At 32.9% G+C, this 16,292-nt stretch carries 19 protein-coding genes; 17 read left to right on the forward strand and 2 right to left on the reverse strand.

Annotated elements, in window-relative coordinates:
• Positions 1 to 6: 6 nt before the first annotated feature.
• From QE109_RS10575 to hpf, 16 genes are all read left to right on the forward strand, one after another.
• Complete coding sequence (locus tag QE109_RS10575; protein WP_281094446.1) at positions 7 to 423, forward strand: sugar 3,4-ketoisomerase; 417 nt, start codon at positions 7 to 9, stop codon at positions 421 to 423.
• Positions 420 to 1,526 (forward strand): DegT/DnrJ/EryC1/StrS family aminotransferase, encoded by a 1,107-nt coding sequence (locus tag QE109_RS10580; protein ID WP_281094447.1) that lies wholly within the window; start codon positions 420 to 422, stop codon positions 1,524 to 1,526. Before QE109_RS10575 ends, QE109_RS10580 begins: the two co-directional genes overlap by 4 nt.
• A gap of 10 nt (positions 1,527 to 1,536) precedes the next feature.
• Positions 1,537 to 2,631 (forward strand): ankyrin repeat domain-containing protein, encoded by a 1,095-nt coding sequence (locus QE109_RS10585; protein WP_281094448.1) that lies wholly within the window; start codon positions 1,537 to 1,539, stop codon positions 2,629 to 2,631.
• Positions 2,632 to 2,644: 13 nt separating this feature from the next.
• Entirely contained in the window at positions 2,645 to 3,514 is an 870-nt protein-coding gene (gene rfbA / locus QE109_RS10590) for a glucose-1-phosphate thymidylyltransferase RfbA (protein ID WP_281094449.1), read from the forward strand.
• 15 nt (positions 3,515 to 3,529) lie between these two features.
• The gene (gene rfbB / locus QE109_RS10595; protein WP_281094549.1) at positions 3,530 to 4,576 is read left to right on the forward strand and encodes a dTDP-glucose 4,6-dehydratase; all 1,047 of its coding nucleotides are present in this window, start codon (positions 3,530 to 3,532) and stop codon (positions 4,574 to 4,576) included.
• Positions 4,577 to 4,604: 28 nt separating this feature from the next.
• Positions 4,605 to 5,807 (forward strand): DegT/DnrJ/EryC1/StrS family aminotransferase, encoded by a 1,203-nt coding sequence (locus QE109_RS10600; RefSeq protein WP_281094551.1) that lies wholly within the window; start codon positions 4,605 to 4,607, stop codon positions 5,805 to 5,807.
• Between the two features lie 33 nt (positions 5,808 to 5,840).
• Positions 5,841 to 6,452 carry an acyltransferase gene (locus QE109_RS10605; RefSeq protein WP_281094450.1) on the forward strand — a complete coding sequence of 204 codons (612 nt, stop codon included), beginning with the start codon at positions 5,841 to 5,843 and terminating at the stop codon, positions 6,450 to 6,452.
• Between the two features lies 1 nt (position 6,453).
• Positions 6,454 to 7,767 carry a nucleotide sugar dehydrogenase gene (locus QE109_RS10610; protein ID WP_281094553.1) on the forward strand — a complete coding sequence of 438 codons (1,314 nt, stop codon included), beginning with the start codon at positions 6,454 to 6,456 and terminating at the stop codon, positions 7,765 to 7,767.
• 39 nt (positions 7,768 to 7,806) lie between these two features.
• Complete coding sequence (locus tag QE109_RS10615; protein WP_281094451.1) at positions 7,807 to 8,835, forward strand: Gfo/Idh/MocA family protein; 1,029 nt, start codon at positions 7,807 to 7,809, stop codon at positions 8,833 to 8,835.
• 93 nt (positions 8,836 to 8,928) lie between these two features.
• A complete protein-coding gene (locus tag QE109_RS10620) occupies positions 8,929 to 9,324 on the forward strand; it encodes a flagellar protein FlaG (RefSeq protein WP_281094452.1) in 396 nt (131 codons plus the stop codon).
• Positions 9,325 to 9,353: 29 nt separating this feature from the next.
• A complete protein-coding gene (gene fliD, locus QE109_RS10625) occupies positions 9,354 to 11,246 on the forward strand; it encodes a flagellar filament capping protein FliD (protein WP_281094453.1) in 1,893 nt (630 codons plus the stop codon).
• Positions 11,247 to 11,248: 2 nt separating this feature from the next.
• Complete coding sequence (locus tag QE109_RS10630) at positions 11,249 to 11,614, forward strand: hypothetical protein (protein WP_281094454.1); 366 nt, start codon at positions 11,249 to 11,251, stop codon at positions 11,612 to 11,614.
• A gap of 17 nt (positions 11,615 to 11,631) precedes the next feature.
• Entirely contained in the window at positions 11,632 to 12,099 is a 468-nt protein-coding gene (gene fliS / locus QE109_RS10635; RefSeq protein WP_281094455.1) for a flagellar export chaperone FliS, read from the forward strand.
• 107 nt (positions 12,100 to 12,206) lie between these two features.
• Positions 12,207 to 12,386 (forward strand): YjfB family protein, encoded by a 180-nt coding sequence (locus QE109_RS10640; protein ID WP_281094457.1) that lies wholly within the window; start codon positions 12,207 to 12,209, stop codon positions 12,384 to 12,386.
• Between the two features lie 84 nt (positions 12,387 to 12,470).
• The gene (locus QE109_RS10645; RefSeq protein ID WP_281094459.1) at positions 12,471 to 12,899 is read left to right on the forward strand and encodes a hypothetical protein; all 429 of its coding nucleotides are present in this window, start codon (positions 12,471 to 12,473) and stop codon (positions 12,897 to 12,899) included.
• Between the two features lie 77 nt (positions 12,900 to 12,976).
• A complete protein-coding gene (gene hpf, locus QE109_RS10650) occupies positions 12,977 to 13,507 on the forward strand; it encodes a ribosome hibernation-promoting factor, HPF/YfiA family (RefSeq protein ID WP_281094554.1) in 531 nt (176 codons plus the stop codon).
• Positions 13,508 to 13,611: 104 nt separating this feature from the next.
• Here hpf and QE109_RS10655 read toward each other — a convergent pair whose 3' ends face one another.
• Together QE109_RS10655 and QE109_RS10660 are read right to left on the reverse strand one after the other, a co-directional pair.
• Positions 13,612 to 14,490: a DMT family transporter gene (locus QE109_RS10655; RefSeq protein WP_281094460.1), complete on the reverse strand. Its 879-nt coding sequence runs from the start codon at positions 14,488 to 14,490 to the stop codon at positions 13,612 to 13,614.
• 504 nt (positions 14,491 to 14,994) lie between these two features.
• Entirely contained in the window at positions 14,995 to 15,378 is a 384-nt protein-coding gene (locus QE109_RS10660) for a helix-turn-helix domain-containing protein (RefSeq protein WP_281094462.1), read from the reverse strand.
• A 292-nt stretch (positions 15,379 to 15,670) separates the two neighbouring features.
• On the opposite strand from QE109_RS10660, the gene QE109_RS10665 reads away from it, so the two are divergent.
• Positions 15,671 to 16,270 (forward strand): DUF5317 family protein, encoded by a 600-nt coding sequence (locus QE109_RS10665; protein WP_281094463.1) that lies wholly within the window; start codon positions 15,671 to 15,673, stop codon positions 16,268 to 16,270.
• Positions 16,271 to 16,292: the final 22 nt, after the last annotated feature.

The raw sequence follows: 16,292 nt of genomic DNA on the forward strand, positions 1-16,292 counted from the left end.
TTCTATATGCTTGAAGATATACTCATTAATTTCAAAGTGAATTCAGATAACAAAGGAAAACTGGCATTTTTTGAAGCTGTGAAAGATATTTCTTTCGAAATAAAGCGCGTATATTTTGTTTATGAGGTTCATCAAAATACAATCCGAGGCAAACATGCACATAAAAAATTAGAACAAGTACTTTGGTGTCCTTATGGTGAAATAAGCGTACTTTTAGATGATGGTAAAAATAGTCATGAAATAATACTTGATTCGCCTGAAAAATCAATTATCGTTCGCCCGGGTGTTTGGCATGAAATGAAATGGAATATTGATAACAGTGTGCTTTGTGTAGCTGCATCAGAATATTATGATGAATCCGACTATATTAGAGAATATAAGGACTTCATGTCATACATTGCGAAAGGATATTGGTCAAAATGAATATTGAATTTAATCGTCTTGATTTGAGCTATAAAAAATATAAAGATAGATTTGATAAATCAGTGTCTGAGGTAATGACTTCTGGTTGGTATATACTTGGTAACAAAGTTAGAGATTTTGAAAATGCATTTTCCAACTTTGTAGGGGCTGAATACTGTGTGGGTCTCAATTCTGGACTTGATGCATTGATATTAGCTTTTAGAGCATTAGAAATTGGAGAAGGAGATGAAGTTATTGTTCAAGGAAATACCTATATTGCTTCAGTACTAGGTATAACTGAAAATAAAGCGATTCCTATTTTTGTGGAACCTAATGATTTCCATAATTTAGATTGCTCAAGAATCGAAGAAAAAATCACTTCTAAAACTAAGGCGATATTAGTGGTTCATCTTTATGGACAAGCAGCAAATATGACAGAAATTATGAATATTGCTGAAAAGTATGATCTTTATGTGATTGAGGATTGTGCACAGTCACATGGAGCAACATTTGATAGTAAAGTAACTGGAGTTTTTGGTGATATTGGTTGCTTCAGTTTTTATCCCACTAAAAATTTAGGCGCTTTTGGTGATGCAGGTGCTATTGTAACTTCAAGTACTGAGATTTATGAACGCGTTAAATTACTAAGAAACTATGGAAGTAAAATAAAATACCATAATGAGATTCAGGGGATAAATTCTAGATTAGATGAAATTCAAGCTTCAATTTTGTTGGTTAAGCTGGAACTTTTTAATGAAATGCAAGCAGAGAGAGTGAGTATTGCTCAGAGGTATTTGAGAAAAATTAGTAATATCCTAATTAAATTGCCAGAGATAGATCAGAATTGTGGACATGTTTGGCATTTGTTTGTTGTTCGATGTGAGTTCAGAAGAGAACTGATAGATTATTTGCAAAAAAAGGGGATTACGACTCAAATCCATTATCCAATTCCACCACATCTATCTGATGCATATCAATCATTAGGATATAAAATAAGTGATTTTCCCAAAACTGAATTATTTGCGAATGAAGTATTAAGTCTCCCAATTTATAACGGTCTAAGTCTTGAGGAAGTTGACTATATTATAGATGTAATTAATGATTTTGAAATAAGTGAAAAGTAGTGAGGTAAACATGAAAATATGCATAGCTGGTAAAAATAATATTGCAATTGAAATATGTAAACTAGCAATGCAATATTTCGACAAAGATGATATTTATGTTATTACAAATAGTACAGATAATGGAATTGATGGTTTTCAACGTTCATTTTTAAAATATGCTTATAACGAACAATTAAATATTGTGAATTTAGAGTTTGTGTATTCGTTTAGTAATATGATTTTTTTATCGCTTGAATTTGATAAACTAATTAACCCAAGCAGATTTAAATCTACTAACCTATATAATATTCACTTTTCTTTATTACCTAGTTACAAAGGAATGTACACTTCTTATTGGCCCATTATAAATAATGAAACTTCTACAGGTGTTACTTTGCATAAAATTGACCATGGGATTGATACTGGGGAAATTATATCACAAATAGAAATTCCAATTGCTTCAAATATGAATGCAAAACAATTATACCAAGAATACATTCGAGCTGGTATAATCTTAATCCGAGATAATTTTGACAATATAATTAATGGCAACATTGTATCAAAAATTCAAAGTGCAAAAGGATCAACATATCATTCTAAAGCAAGTGTTAACTATAAAAATATTATCATTGATATGAAGCAAACTGCACACACAATTAAAAATCAAATTAGAGCTCTAAATTTTCGGGATTTTCAATTACCAAAAGTAGAAAACATACCTATTTCGCATTGTGTTATTGATAAGATTAAATCTACAAAAAAAGCTGGAACGCTAATTAGAGAAAATAAGTGGTGTTTTTATTATGCAACTATTGATTATAATATTTATCTATATAAAGACAAATTGCTAGAGATTTGTAATTGCTGTTATGAAGGAAATGTGGAGTTATTAAAATATTTCATCATGTGTGAATATAACATGAATGAACAAGATCGCGAAGGTAATACACCACTTATCATGGCATGCAAAAAAGGTCAAATTGAAATTGTTAAATTGCTAATTGCAAATGGAGTTGAGATTTCTTTAGAGGATTATATGGGTAATAAACCATTAGATCATGCTTTTAATTTTGGTAAATCTACCAATTCTTACGAGTGCTATGACTTAATACAAAACAACATATAGGAGGGTAAGAATTATGAAAGGAATAATTCTGGCAGGAGGTAAAGGTACCAGACTTTATCCAATGACTAAAGTAATATCAAAACAATTACTCCCCATTTATGATAAACCAATGATATATTATCCCCTTTCTGTATTGATGCTAGCTGGAATTAAAGAAATATTATTGATTACTTCACCTTCAGACATTCATCAATATCGCGCTCTTTTGGGTACGGGAGAGGAATTAGGGATATCAATTGAATATGTTATACAACAATATCCTAATGGTATTGCAGAGTCGTTTATCTTAGGGGAAGATTTTATTGGTAATGAAAGTGTTTGTCTAATATTGGGTGATAATATATTTTTTGGTCAGGATCTTGTAAGAGAATTACAAAAAAGCTCTGAAATTATCGAAGGAGCTAAAATTTTCGGATATCCTGTTAAAGATCCTTCATCATTTGGAGTGGTAGAGTTTGATTCGGAATATAATGTAGTATCAATTGAAGAAAAACCCTTGATTCCAAAATCAAATTATGCAGTTCCAGGCTTATATTTTTATGATAATGAAGTGATAAAAATAGCAAAGTCAGTTAGAAAATCTGAACGTGGAGAATTAGAAATCACAAGCATAAATAATCGTTATTTAGAACTAGGTAAGTTAGTTGTAGTACCTTTAAGCAGAGGAATCGCATGGCTTGATACTGGAACACCTGAAGGTATGTTAAAGGCTGCAGAATATGTCGAGACAATTCAATCAAGACAGGGACTATATATTGCATGCTTAGAAGAAATAGCATGGCGGAAAAAATTTATCAGTGACGAGTTATTCAGAAACCTTGGTCAAAAATTGGCTATGACCGATTATGGTAAATATATTCTTACATTATTGAATGAATCTTAATGAGGTGGTGAGTTTATTAATACAATTTTAGTTACTGGAGGAGCAGGTTTTATAGGTAGTCACTTTATAAAATTGTTACTTAATAATGATAAATACAATATTGTAAATTTAGATGCATTAACTTATGCAGGAAATTTAAGAAATTTAAGTGCAATAAGTGAGAATCAAAATTATGTATTTATAAAAGGTGATATTACAGACCATGAGTTAGTATATAGTTTATTTGAAAAATATGCTATTGATATCGTTGTAAATTTTGCAGCTGAATCTCATGTTGATAGAAGTATATTAGACCCTATGGTTTTTCTTAAGACTAATGTAATGGGAACTCAGACGCTTTTAAACGTTGCAAATCAGTTTTGGAAAATTGACCCTTTAGATAAGCATAATCGTCAATATAGAGAAGGAACTAAATTTATTCAGGTTTCTACAGATGAAGTTTATGGATCATTAGGGGAGCTGGGAAAATTTACGGAACTAACAAGTTTATCTCCAAATAGCCCTTACTCAGCTTCAAAAGCAAGTGCAGATTTGTTTGTTAAAGCGTATCACACGACTTACGGGCTCCCCATAAATATAACGCGATGCAGCAATAATTATGGAACTAATCAATTTCCTGAGAAGCTTATTCCATTGGTTATAAGGAATTGTCAGAATAACTTTGAGATTCCTGTGTACGGAGATGGATTGCAAATTCGTGACTGGCTACATGTAGAAGACCATTGTGAAGCTATAAAACTTGTTATGACTCATGGTATTTCTGGTGAAGTATATAACATCGGAGGGAATAGTGAAAAAACAAACATTGAGATCATAAAATTTATTCTTTCAAAAATGGGAAAATCAGAAAAATTAATAAAATATATAAATGATCGACCTGGACATGATAAAAGATATGCCATAGATAATACAAAAATAACTAAAGAGTTAATGTGGTGTCCTAAATATCAATTTGAAGACGGATTATTACAAACGATAAATTGGTATTGTGATAACCAAGAATGGATTGATGATATTGTAACAGGTAATTATGAACTATATTATAAAAACATGTATTTGTGATTAAAATAAAAATATGAGAGGTTTTATGGTGAATATTCCCTTAATAGATTTAAAAGCACAAAACAAAGCGATTGGTTCTGAGCTAATGAATCAAATTGAAAACGTTATGAGTTCTACCCAATTTATCATGGGACCAGAGGTAAAAGCGTTTGAAATGAATTTCTCTAAATATCTAGGTGTAAAACATGCGATTTCTTGTGGAAACGGTACTGATGCACTTGTCATAGCACTTGAAGCCCTTGGCATTGGAGAAGGAGATGAAGTCATTACGACGCCTTATACTTTCTTTGCCACTGGTGAGAGTATCGCGTATGTTGGTGCTACGCCTGTATTTGTTGATGTTGAAGCAGATTCGTTTAATATTGATGTCACAAAAATAGAAGCTGCAATAACACCACGTACAAAAGCGATCATGCCAGTTCATTTGTTTGGTAATGCATGTGATATGGATGAAATTATGCAGATTGCTGACCGGAATAATCTATATGTAATAGAAGATGCATGTCAAGCAATAGGTGGTGAATACAAGGGCAGAAAACTTGGTACAATTGGACATATAGCATGTTTCTCGTTTTTTCCAACAAAAAATCTTGGTGCTGCAGGTGATGGTGGTATGATCATAGCAAATGATGATCAGATCGCAATTATTTGCAAAGCTATAAAAGCACATGGCAGTGGAGAAAATGGTCAAAAAGCTTCTAATTTCTTAAATGGAATGACTGAAGAAATCATCATTGACCAAAATGAGGACAATACGGTTTACAATCCTTTTAAATACTACAATTATCTTATTGGACACAATTCAAGACTGGATGAAATTCAAGCGGCAATACTCAATGTGAAATTAAAGTACCTTGATGAATGGAATACTGCACGAATTGATCATGCAGAGGTTTATACGCAAACGCTTCACCCATTTGAGCAAAGTTTAAAATTTACGTTGCCTAAAGTTGCATCTCATGTGAAGCATGTATATCATATGTATATTTTGAGAGCTGAAAATAAAAGCGCTCTTATTCAACACTTAAAAGACAATGGGGTATCGACAGGTGTGTATTATCCTGTACCGCTTCATTTACAAAAGGCATTTTTACAGTTAGGTTATAAAAAGGGTGATTTTCCAGTTGCGGAATATTTATCAGAGAGAACTTTCGCTATACCAATGTATGCAGAATTAACCCACTCTCAGCAAATGTCGATTTGTGAGATCATAAAAAGATTTAGGTTATAAACTCTGAGTTGATTTTTTATTTCAGGAGGCAATATGGATAAATTAAATTACTACATTCATGAATCGAGTTATGTGGATGAACCTTGCGAAATTGGTGCAGATACTAAGATTTGGCACTTTTCTCATATTATGAAAGATTGTCAAATAGGTGTTGGTTGTAACATCGGCCAAAATGTAGTAATCTCTCCTGGAGTAAGCTTGGGTAATAATGTAAAAATCCAAAATAATGTCTCTGTGTACACAGGGGTAATCTGTGAGGATGATGTTTTTTTAGGGCCTTCATGTGTATTTACCAACGTCATCAATCCTAGAAGTTTTATTCAGCGAAAAGATGAATATCGTAAAACTGTAGTAGGAAAAGGTGCTTCAATTGGTGCAAATGCAACTTTAGTATGTGGTCATAATATAGGCAAATATGCATTTGTTGGGGCCGGTGCTGTAGTGACAAAAGACGTACCTGACTATGCACTTGTCGTTGGAAATCCAGGTAAAATTATTGGATATGTATGCAGTTGTGGGAATAGACTTAAGAAATCTGATGTTAATTACGGATATAAATGTGATGTGTGTGATAAAACTTACCAAAAGGTTGATCATCAAATCATTGAAAATCAAAGCAGAGAAAGGATTTCCGCTGATGAATGAGATGAAAGAATTATTACTTAATCGTATTAAAGATAAAACAGCGGTTGTCGCTGTAATTGGCCTGGGGTATGTTGGACTTCCCCTTGCTGTTGAAAAGGCAAAGGCAGGCTATAAAACCATCGGTTTTGATGTACAACAAGAAAAGATAGATATGGTGAATAGAGGGAAGAACTATATTGGCGATGTGGTCGATAGTGAGCTTGAGAGTATCATAAAAGATGGAAAGTTAAGTGCTACTTCCGATTTTTCAGTGGTATCAGCAGCAGATTTCATTGCCATTTGTGTACCGACACCACTTGATGATTATAAGCAGCCCGATATAAGTTATGTAAAGAATTCAACAATAGAGATTGCAAAATACTTACAACCAGGAACGATTGTTGTTCTTGAAAGTACGACCTATCCAGGTACCACTGAAGAGTTACTTTTACCTATCCTTGAAAAAGGAAGTGGGTTAAAATGTGGTGAAGATTTCTTTTTAGCTTTCTCACCAGAACGAGTTGATCCTGGCAATTTGCTTTACAAAACGAAGAATACACCTAAGGTAGTTGGTGGTGTTGGAAAAGATGCCACAGAGATAGCTGCCGCAATGTATCGTAATGTACTTGAAGGAGATATATTTGAAGCATCATCGCCAAGAGTCGCTGAGATGGAGAAAATTCTTGAAAATACTTATAGGAACATCAATATAGGTCTTGCCAATGAGATGGCAATTATTTGCAATAAGATGGGAATTGATGTATGGGAAGTGATTGAAGCGGCTAAAACGAAACCCTATGGTTTTCAAGCGTTTTATCCTGGACCTGGACTTGGTGGACACTGTATACCTCTTGATCCATACTATTTGAGCTGGAAGGCAAGGGAATATGATTATCATACACAGCTTATAGAAACTTCAGGTATTATCAACGATGGTATGCCAGCTTATGTTGTAGAAAGATGTAGTCTTATACTCAATCGATTTAAGAAACCACTCAATGGATCAAAGGTTTTGATACTTGGCGTGGCTTATAAACAAGATATTGACGATTTTAGAGAAAGTCCAGCACTTAAGGTGATTGAACATTTTGAGGAATCGGGTAGTATGATAGATTATTATGATCCTTATATAGAAAATTATCGTTACAAAGGTAAAGAACGTAAGGGTCTTAGAGTATTAAACGAATCAGCTATAAAGGGGTATGACCTTGTAGTTGTGACAACTGCACATACAAAAGTCGATTATGAAATGGTTCAAAACAATGCTACGTTTATTTTTGATACAAAAAATGCAATGAAAAATGTTAGTAAACGTGACAACATTGAATTGCTTTAATTATAAACACGCTAATTAAAAGCATAGCCGAGGTGAATAATGTCAAAGTTAAAAGTCGCAATCCTAGGATGCGGACGAATTTCTTATAAACATGTGGAAGCGTTGATTAATAACTCAGATGAAGCTGAACTGGTTGCTGTATGTGATTTAGTTGAAAGTAGAGCGATTGAAAGACAAAAACAATATTTGGATAAAATGATAGATGGAAAAGTGGACTTATATACAGATTATAAAAATATGCTAAAATATACCGAAATTGATGCAGTTGCTATCGCTACAGAAAGTGGTTACCATGCGTCGCACGCACTTTACTGTATAGAACATGGAAAACATGTACTAATTGAGAAGCCAATGGCACTATCCACGGATGATGCAAATAAGATTAACGCTGCGGGAAAGAAAAATGATGTTAAAATATGTGTGTCACATCAAAACCGTTTCAATCCACCTATACAAAAGTTAAGAAGGGCCGTAGAAGAAGGGCGATTTGGAAAGATCATTAACGGTACTGCACGTATACTTTGGACCAGAGATGAGAACTATTATAAGCAAGCACCATGGAGAGGCACAAAGACACTTGATGGTGGTACTTTGATGAATCAATGCATCCATAATATCGATTTACTCCAGTGGATGATGAATTCTGAGGTCACTAGAGTGCATGCAGAGAGAGGTACATTTTTAAGAAAAATAGAGATGGAAGACTTTGGTGCTCTTTTATTGCGTTTTGAAAGTGGAGCGATTGGCATTGTGGAAGGAAGTGCGTGTGTATATCCTAAAAACTTAGAAGAAACCTTAAGTATCTTTGGTGAAAAAGGAACGGTAGTAATAGGTGGACTAGCAGTGAATGAAATTAAGGTATGGCAATTTGAAGATGAAAGGTCTTATGATCGTGATGATGTAAATGATGAAGTTGATTCTGTTTATGGGAGCGGACACACGCCGTTATATAAAGACTTCTTCCAAGCTATCGTTGAAAACCGTGAACCCTATATCAATGGCATTCAAGGAATGAAAGCAATGAAAATAATTTTAGACGCCTATGAAGTTTCTCAAATCCAAAAATAAACATTAATTCGTCTGAATATTATAAAGATTTCTCTGATGAATGCCGATATATCCTACAGAATATAGTTTTTTCCATGGAGAGGAGAATGTATTATGAAGATTAACCAGATTAACATAGGGAGTCAACCCACAACTAATACAGGCACGGAAGCCGTTAGAAAATCAATTGAAACTAGAATTCCAGTTGCAAAGCCTGTAGAAAGAATAAAAACAGAAACTTTAGTTAAAAAATCATCGAAAGAGGATGAAGACAAAAAAAATGTTGATGATGAAATTTTACAAAAATCAGTTGAACAGGCAAATAAATCTTTAGAAGTATACAATAGGGTTATTGAACGATCTGTTCATTCAAAAACACATACAATTATGTATACTGTAAAAGATTCAAAAACGGGTGAAGTAATTCAAGAATTCCCACCCAAGAAAATTCAAGATATGATTGCTAAGATGTGGGAATTAGCAGGGCTTTTTGTTGATGAGAAAGCGTAAGTGTTTTGTATTAAAAAGGAAGTGAGCATATGGCAGTAACAAGAATATCTGGAATTGCATCAGGTATGGATACGGATCAAATGGTTAAAGATTTAATGAAAGCAGAGAGTGCTAGACTTGATAAAGTGAAAAAAAGTCAAACGTATGTATCTTGGCAACAAGAAGCATATAGAGATGTTATTTCTAAAATTAAAGATTTACAAGCGAAGTATTTTGATACATTATCACCATCTAAAAACATTAGTTCATCTTCCTCTTTTGGAAGATTTTCGTACAATGTAACGAGTGGTGGGGTTGCATCAACTGCAGTAGAGATAACTGCAAATGCTGATATTAAATCTAGAACATTAACGATAGATAGTATAACTCAATTGGCAACAAAAGATACCATGTCAGGTGTTAAATCTGGAATTAAAGGAATCACAACTTCTGGATTTGATTTTAATGCTTTTAAAACCAGCATGGGAACCGATAATTTTGATATGAATTTGTTAATTGGAAGTAATTCTAAAAAAATAGAGATTACTCAAACTGAATTAAGTGGAATCAATAACTCAACGGAGTTTGTTGCTGCACTTAATACGAAAATAGCTGAAGCTTTCGGTTCTAATTATAACAATTTAGTTTCAGAAATAAATGGTGAAATATCCATTGATAAATCAGGATCTGTAGTTAGAGTTGCAGATTATACATCAGCAACTAGTTTATCTGCGCTTGGTTTAACTTCAGGGCAATCTAATATAGACTATCAATCAAAAACGCTTAAAGATCTATTTGGTTTGACTGACTCAGATTTAGGAACTTTACTGATCAATGGAAAGTCAGTTTCCTTATCAGAAGAAGATACTTATGCGACCATGATGGATAAGATTAACAAATCTAATGCTGGCATTAGCTTAAACTATGATAGCCTGAGCGACAAATTTTCGCTAGAATCTACTACAGAAGGTAGTGTCAATAATATAGAGATAGCTTCGGGTTCCAACACGGAAGTGCTTTTTTCTAAGCTATTTGGTGTGACTGATTTTTCAGATCCTAATTTTGTACATGAAGAAGGGAAAAATGCGGTTTTGAGTATTAACGGTACCGAAGTTGTTCAAGATAGTAATTTATTTTCATTTGAAGGTGTTACTTACAACTTAAAAGCTGTAACAGCATCAGCAATTGACGTTTCTGTAAATATAGATAAAACACCGATCATTGACAATATCAAGAACTTTGTAAGTGAATATAATCAGTTAATTGACGATATTTCTACAAAATATAGTGAAAAAAAATATTATAGCTATGAGCCTTTAACTGATGATGAAAGAGATGCGCTTTCGGAAGATGAAATTAAAAAATGGGAAGATAAAGCGAAATCAGGTGTCATTAGAAGTTCATCAGAATTAGATGCGTTTTTATCAAAACTTAGAAATGCACTGGTAGAACCAGTTGAAGGAGTTGGTATTTCGCTGAGTAGTATTGGAATTACAAGCGCTAGTTATACGGACAAAGGTAAACTTTATATTGATGAAACTAAACTCTCAGAGAATTTAGAGAATAATTTTGACAGTGTAGTCAAGTTGTTTTCACAACAATCTGATGAAACTTATCTAAATGGAAATGCTTCTGTTAGATATAAGGAAAGTGGAATCGGAGCTAGACTTGACGATATTATGAAAGATTATACAAGAACGACACGAGATGAAAATGGTAATAAAGGAATTTTGGTTAATAAGGCTGGACTTATTAATGATTCTAGTGTAATTAACAATGAACTCACAAAAAAATTACTAGAATATGATACTAGAATTAACAGCTTAGAAGATTATTTGGCTGATAAAGAGTCTAGTTATTATAGTATGTTTTCAGCCATGGAGACAGCAATGTCGAAACTTCAATCACAAGCAGATTCACTCGTTAATATGTTGGGTAGTTGATCATGAAAACAATTAAAGATATTTTCGATAAAGTTATGGAAGAAACGTATCTTTTACAGGGTACAGTGAAGATTGGTGATATTGCAACTGCACTTAATATAATTGACAGAAGAGAACCGTTGATTAAGATGCTTGAAAAACTCGAAGTTCCAGAAAGGGATGCGCTTCTAGCGGAGTTTTTACCTGAATATCAGCGTATTGACGAAGAGTGTAAAATTGCAATAGCGGAGTTAAAAACAAAGATGGAACTTGAGTTTTATCAAAATAGAAACAAGCAACACCAAGTACGTCAAAATAGAAAAGCGCATGATTTATACAGCAATAACGCTATTAGCGAATATGGCTCACGTATAGATAACAGGAAATAGACAGAAGGAGGAAAGAAATGGCAGTTATGAACCCTTATAACTATTCTAAGCCGAAGAGTTTTGTAAGAGTAGAACCTCAAAAAAAAATAATGACTTCTGTAGGCGAAAATAAGCCAAACGCAATAGGCGATAAAATGGATCAATATCTAGAAAGCAAAATTATTGCTGCTAAACCAGAAGAATTAACGTTTATGCTCTATGAAGGTTTGGTCAAGTTTATTAAAAAAGCGATGTTAACTTTAGAAACTAAGAATTATGAACAAGTTAACTACAATACACAGCGTGCTCAAGCCATTGTAGATGAACTTAGAAGTACACTTAATATGGATATCCCATTAAGTGAAAGTTTAGATGCGTTATATGAGTATTTAGGATTTAAATTACTCAATGCAAACGTAGGAAAAAGTGAAGAAGAGTATGGTGAAGCACTTGAAATTGCAGAAAACTTCAAAGATACTTGGAAGGAAGCGTTTAATATCAAGTAGCATCATTTCATAAATTGTTTACATTCATGAACTGTTAACGCAGTAGAAAATAGGGTATAATAGTGTATGACAGGTTATACCCTTTTGGCATAGAATGGAGGGACTAAATGAATATTCAACCATCGTCCTATCAAGCTCAGATGTTAGCTAGCGTTAAACAAGCTCTTAATATCTCGGTACTTCAAAAAACCATGAAACAAGATGCGCAATCAGTAGATAGTGTCATCAAAGCCATGGAACAGTCAGTATCACCAAACTTAGGACAAAATATTGACATTAAACTATAGAGATAAGGTTAAGCGATAACGCTTGACCTTAATTTCGTTTAATCACATGTTAATTCTTATTTAAGTATAATAGTGGAGCATGAAATGATGAAAAGTGAACTAATCATAGAAATGGAAGATCTTCTGCTTGAAAAAATAGAAAGACAAAATAGATGTCTTAGTTTATATAAAACGTTAGACGATAGCGTGAGGGCAGATCTATGTAGTGCGATATTTCGTAGCATCGATGAAGAAGTAATCCTGATTGGACATATAGATTTGGTTTTTGTTTCAAAATTAGAAAAATTTAAGAGCCGTCATAATGTTAGTGATTTGAGTGAACTAAAGCGTGAGGCTTTAGATGAGTTTGCCATGGTGAAAAAAGCTGTTAATAGGATATTGGAAAGCGATGAGAAGTTGAATATTTATTTTGATAGTACTTATTTGCTGCGCGTGAAAGCGAAAAAAGACGCCCAAGATCAAGTGAAAAAATTGCGTATGACATCTGCTTATAGAAATATAAATAAAATATGATATTTTTTATAACTTAATGGTTATTACAAATGATCATGGGTATAAAATTAGATATCAAAAGTAAAGGGGTTGAGCTTATGAAAGTAATCGTGACTGGAAGAAACCTAGTAATTACTGATGCAATTAGAGAGCAAGTAGAGAAGAAGCTTGGTAAATTTGACAAAATGTTTAATAAAGATGTCGAGGCACATGCGACTTTTAGTACTCAAAAAAACAAACATATCGTGGAGGTGACAATCCCACTCAAAAATGGGGCATTATTTAGAGCAGAAGGTATTACTGAAGATATGTATCAATCTATCGATGAAGCAATAGATCATATATCAAGACAAATGAAAAAACATAAAACAAAAATTGAAAAAAGATTTCATGCAAATGATTCAATTAGATTTGAAGAAATTCCAGATTCAGTTGAGGATTATCCAGAGCAATCTATCGTGAAGACGAAAAGATTTGGTGTTAAACCGATGATGGCTGAGGAAGCGGTATTGCAGATGGAACTCTTGGGACATGACTTTTTCGTATTTCTCAATGGAGACACTGATGAAATCAACGTTGTATATAAGAGAAAAGACGGAGATTTTGGTTTAATTGAACCATATTTATAGTCGATAGTATAATATAATATCAAAGAGCAATTAATGTGGATAAACACATTAATTGCTCTTTTTAAGTTAAAAATTGAACTTCTTATCCGGTTTAATTTGAGGCATTAGGAAATTAATAGTACAGAAAGTATAATAAGAAAAATACCAATGTATTCTTTTCTTTCTAACTTTTCTTTAAATAAGAAAAAACTCAATAAACTGACGAGTACGATAGTGCTCGCGCTAAATAGAGGAAAAACAACGACAGCAAGCATATTATTAAGGGCCATTACTAAGAAAAAAGAGGAGAGCAAATTTGGAAAACCTATGGTTATGCCCGTGATTAGATCCCATTTTCTAAAATTTTTCTGTTTGAAAAACTGCTTTAAACTGAGTAATAGCGCAGTGAAAAAAACGATAAAAAGAAATACTTCCTTATATGCTACATCACTATACGTTTGAAAAATCTTGTTACCAAAATCCGCAAATCCACCTATGAATAATAAAACAATTAGGACGGGGTGGATCTTAGAAAGTTTAAATGCACTAAAATCGATAGAGATATATAGAATCGCAACAATCGCAAGTATAATACCGATCCATTGTTTTGTTGTTGGGTATTCCTTGAAAATAAGTAAGGACAACAGAACGGGAATCAATATGCCGATTTTACCGAATGCACCTGCCATAGTAGCGCCACTTTGGCGCACTGCTTTTTGATAATAATAGAAACTAAAATAAAATAAGGCACCCGTTAATACACCTATAAGTATGGATAACCCAAATTTTGATGTAATAAAACTTAGTAAATCAGGTGTTTCACTTAAGAGCACTTTGCCCTGAAACAACCAATTGTTCCTAAGGACAATGAATCCCATAAAAATAGTAATTACAAAATAATTAAGTGTAATCACTATAGCTTCTTGAACTTTATGTTGATGAGCGAGTTTGAATAGTATGGGTATAAGGGCGCTACTTATAACAGCTCCAACTAAATAAATCATAATTTTATCTCCAGTAGGTAAATTTTGTGTCATCTAAGTATACAATAGATTAACGATTCTGTACTAGTAAAATCGATGCTCTGAAAAGTGAGCAGCACTTTAAAGGGCGTCGAAGCACAAGAGTACCATAACTAAAAAAGAGCTTCGTTAATAACTTATAAGTAGTTATTAACGAAGCTCTCTTTGTAAGTATATGATTAGTTTAGCATTTTCCTTTGATGTATTCGACACACTCTTCGCATATGCACTGATTTTTAAATGAGATGATATCGTTTTCCCCTCGACAAATTTTACAATACGTTTGATTAGGTACAATTGTGGTTTCTAGCTTGAAATTGTTTTGAACTTTCATTAAATACTCCTCCAATTGGCATAATTTTACATCTATGAAAAAATTATAACATTTTCGTAAAATAAAAACAACAAAAAAGGAAGAAAATTCAAAATAAATTTATAAAAATAAAACTATAAAATTAAATCTATATCAGAATAACATAAAAATTACTATGTCTTTTTATCAAGTTTACCTTTTTTAGCATTTCGCTCATATAGCATTTCAGCATATTCTCTTATTTTTAAGAGCTCAGTGAGTGGTAATGCTCTCATTTTATCAGCTTCCAAAATTACAAAATCCGCATTTGAGGGGTGGGGTTTTAAATACTCATCTAAGTCTTCATTGACACTAGGTGTATAGACAAAAGATACAAGTTCCTCTATTGAAATATTAAATAATTTTGAAAAAGCATATAGTAAATCATAGCTAGGAACTCTTGATCCACGTTCATAGTGACTGAGCGTAGATGCAGAAATATTAAGTTTTTCCGCAGTCTCCTTTTGAGACATATTACTGGATTCACGAATCTCTTTTAATTTATTACCGTTTAGCATAGAATACCTCATCAATTGTCACTTAATTGAGTTTAGCATATAACAATATGGAAATATTTAGCGCTAGCCACATTGTATATTAGTCAGACTGAACTGTACAAAATGTCAATTGTGTGATAGAAAATTATCAATTTGTTCATAATATAGACGCAGCTCTGAAAAGCTTGAGTGCTATAATACAAATTGTGGAATGCCGCTGAGTAGTTTAAAATCAATTTATTTTATGATAGAATAAGTTAAATGATTATCTTTAGAAATCTGATGATTTCTATGACTGACAAAGGAGTGTTCTATGTATATTGAAGCAATATTACTAGGTTTGATCATAGGTTTAGCTCGTAATGGTAGATTAACAAATTTTTTTGAAGTAAGATTTAAAGGATGGGGATTAAGTATACTGGCATTTTTACTTTTTTTAGTTCCTTACGGTTTAAAACTTTTAGATATTTCCTATGATAAACTTCAGATATTCCCCTTTGCAGCAATGGTAATTTGTGCCCTCATTGCACTGATGAATTTTGAAAAAACGGGCATGAAGATTTTATTGGTTGGGATATTGCTGAATTTGATTGCAATGGGTTTTAATGATTTTAAAATGCCAATGGATACTGTTAAGATGGCAAGTCTCGGATTTAATTCATTTGTAGAATCCATGAACAATGGCGACGTAGTAAATTATATGCCATTATCACAAGCGGAAGGATTTAGTAAATATCTAGGTAAAATTATTGCATTGCCAAAGGCATATCCGCTTGCCAAAGTTTTAAGTATCGGCGATTTCATAGTTTCAATCGGCATAGCATTTATCATTCAATATGAGATGTTACTCTCTTCACTAAAAAGTAGAGGGTCCATGTTACGGTTTACTTACAATTCAAAAATAAGAAGATAATATAAGTGATGGTTATGAGCAA

Source organism: Fusibacter bizertensis (assembly GCF_029914245.1).
Classification (GTDB): Bacteria; Bacillota; Clostridia; order Peptostreptococcales; family Acidaminobacteraceae; genus Fusibacter_C; species Fusibacter_C bizertensis.

What these genes read in the sequence shown, in the direction of transcription:
- QE109_RS10575 (WP_281094446.1), top strand. Translation starts at nt 7, where the DNA reads ATGCTTGAAGATATACTCATTAATTTCAAAGTGAATTCAGATAACAAA.
- QE109_RS10580 (WP_281094447.1), top strand. Translation starts at nt 420, where the DNA reads ATGAATATTGAATTTAATCGTCTTGATTTGAGCTATAAAAAATATAAA.
- QE109_RS10585 (WP_281094448.1), top strand. Translation starts at nt 1,537, where the DNA reads ATGAAAATATGCATAGCTGGTAAAAATAATATTGCAATTGAAATATGT.
- rfbA (WP_281094449.1), top strand. Translation starts at nt 2,645, where the DNA reads ATGAAAGGAATAATTCTGGCAGGAGGTAAAGGTACCAGACTTTATCCA.
- QE109_RS10605 (WP_281094450.1), top strand. Translation starts at nt 5,841, where the DNA reads ATGGATAAATTAAATTACTACATTCATGAATCGAGTTATGTGGATGAA.
- QE109_RS10610 (WP_281094553.1), top strand. Translation starts at nt 6,454, where the DNA reads ATGAAAGAATTATTACTTAATCGTATTAAAGATAAAACAGCGGTTGTC.
- QE109_RS10615 (WP_281094451.1), top strand. Translation starts at nt 7,807, where the DNA reads ATGTCAAAGTTAAAAGTCGCAATCCTAGGATGCGGACGAATTTCTTAT.
- QE109_RS10620 (WP_281094452.1), top strand. Translation starts at nt 8,929, where the DNA reads ATGAAGATTAACCAGATTAACATAGGGAGTCAACCCACAACTAATACA.
- fliD (WP_281094453.1), top strand. Translation starts at nt 9,354, where the DNA reads ATGGCAGTAACAAGAATATCTGGAATTGCATCAGGTATGGATACGGAT.
- QE109_RS10630 (WP_281094454.1), top strand. Translation starts at nt 11,249, where the DNA reads ATGAAAACAATTAAAGATATTTTCGATAAAGTTATGGAAGAAACGTAT.
- fliS (WP_281094455.1), top strand. Translation starts at nt 11,632, where the DNA reads ATGGCAGTTATGAACCCTTATAACTATTCTAAGCCGAAGAGTTTTGTA.
- QE109_RS10640 (WP_281094457.1), top strand. Translation starts at nt 12,207, where the DNA reads ATGAATATTCAACCATCGTCCTATCAAGCTCAGATGTTAGCTAGCGTT.
- QE109_RS10645 (WP_281094459.1), top strand. Translation starts at nt 12,471, where the DNA reads ATGATGAAAAGTGAACTAATCATAGAAATGGAAGATCTTCTGCTTGAA.
- hpf (WP_281094554.1), top strand. Translation starts at nt 12,977, where the DNA reads ATGAAAGTAATCGTGACTGGAAGAAACCTAGTAATTACTGATGCAATT.
- QE109_RS10655 (WP_281094460.1), bottom strand. Translation starts at nt 14,490, where the DNA reads ATGATTTATTTAGTTGGAGCTGTTATAAGTAGCGCCCTTATACCCATA.
- QE109_RS10660 (WP_281094462.1), bottom strand. Translation starts at nt 15,378, where the DNA reads ATGCTAAACGGTAATAAATTAAAAGAGATTCGTGAATCCAGTAATATG.
- QE109_RS10665 (WP_281094463.1), top strand. Translation starts at nt 15,671, where the DNA reads ATGTATATTGAAGCAATATTACTAGGTTTGATCATAGGTTTAGCTCGT.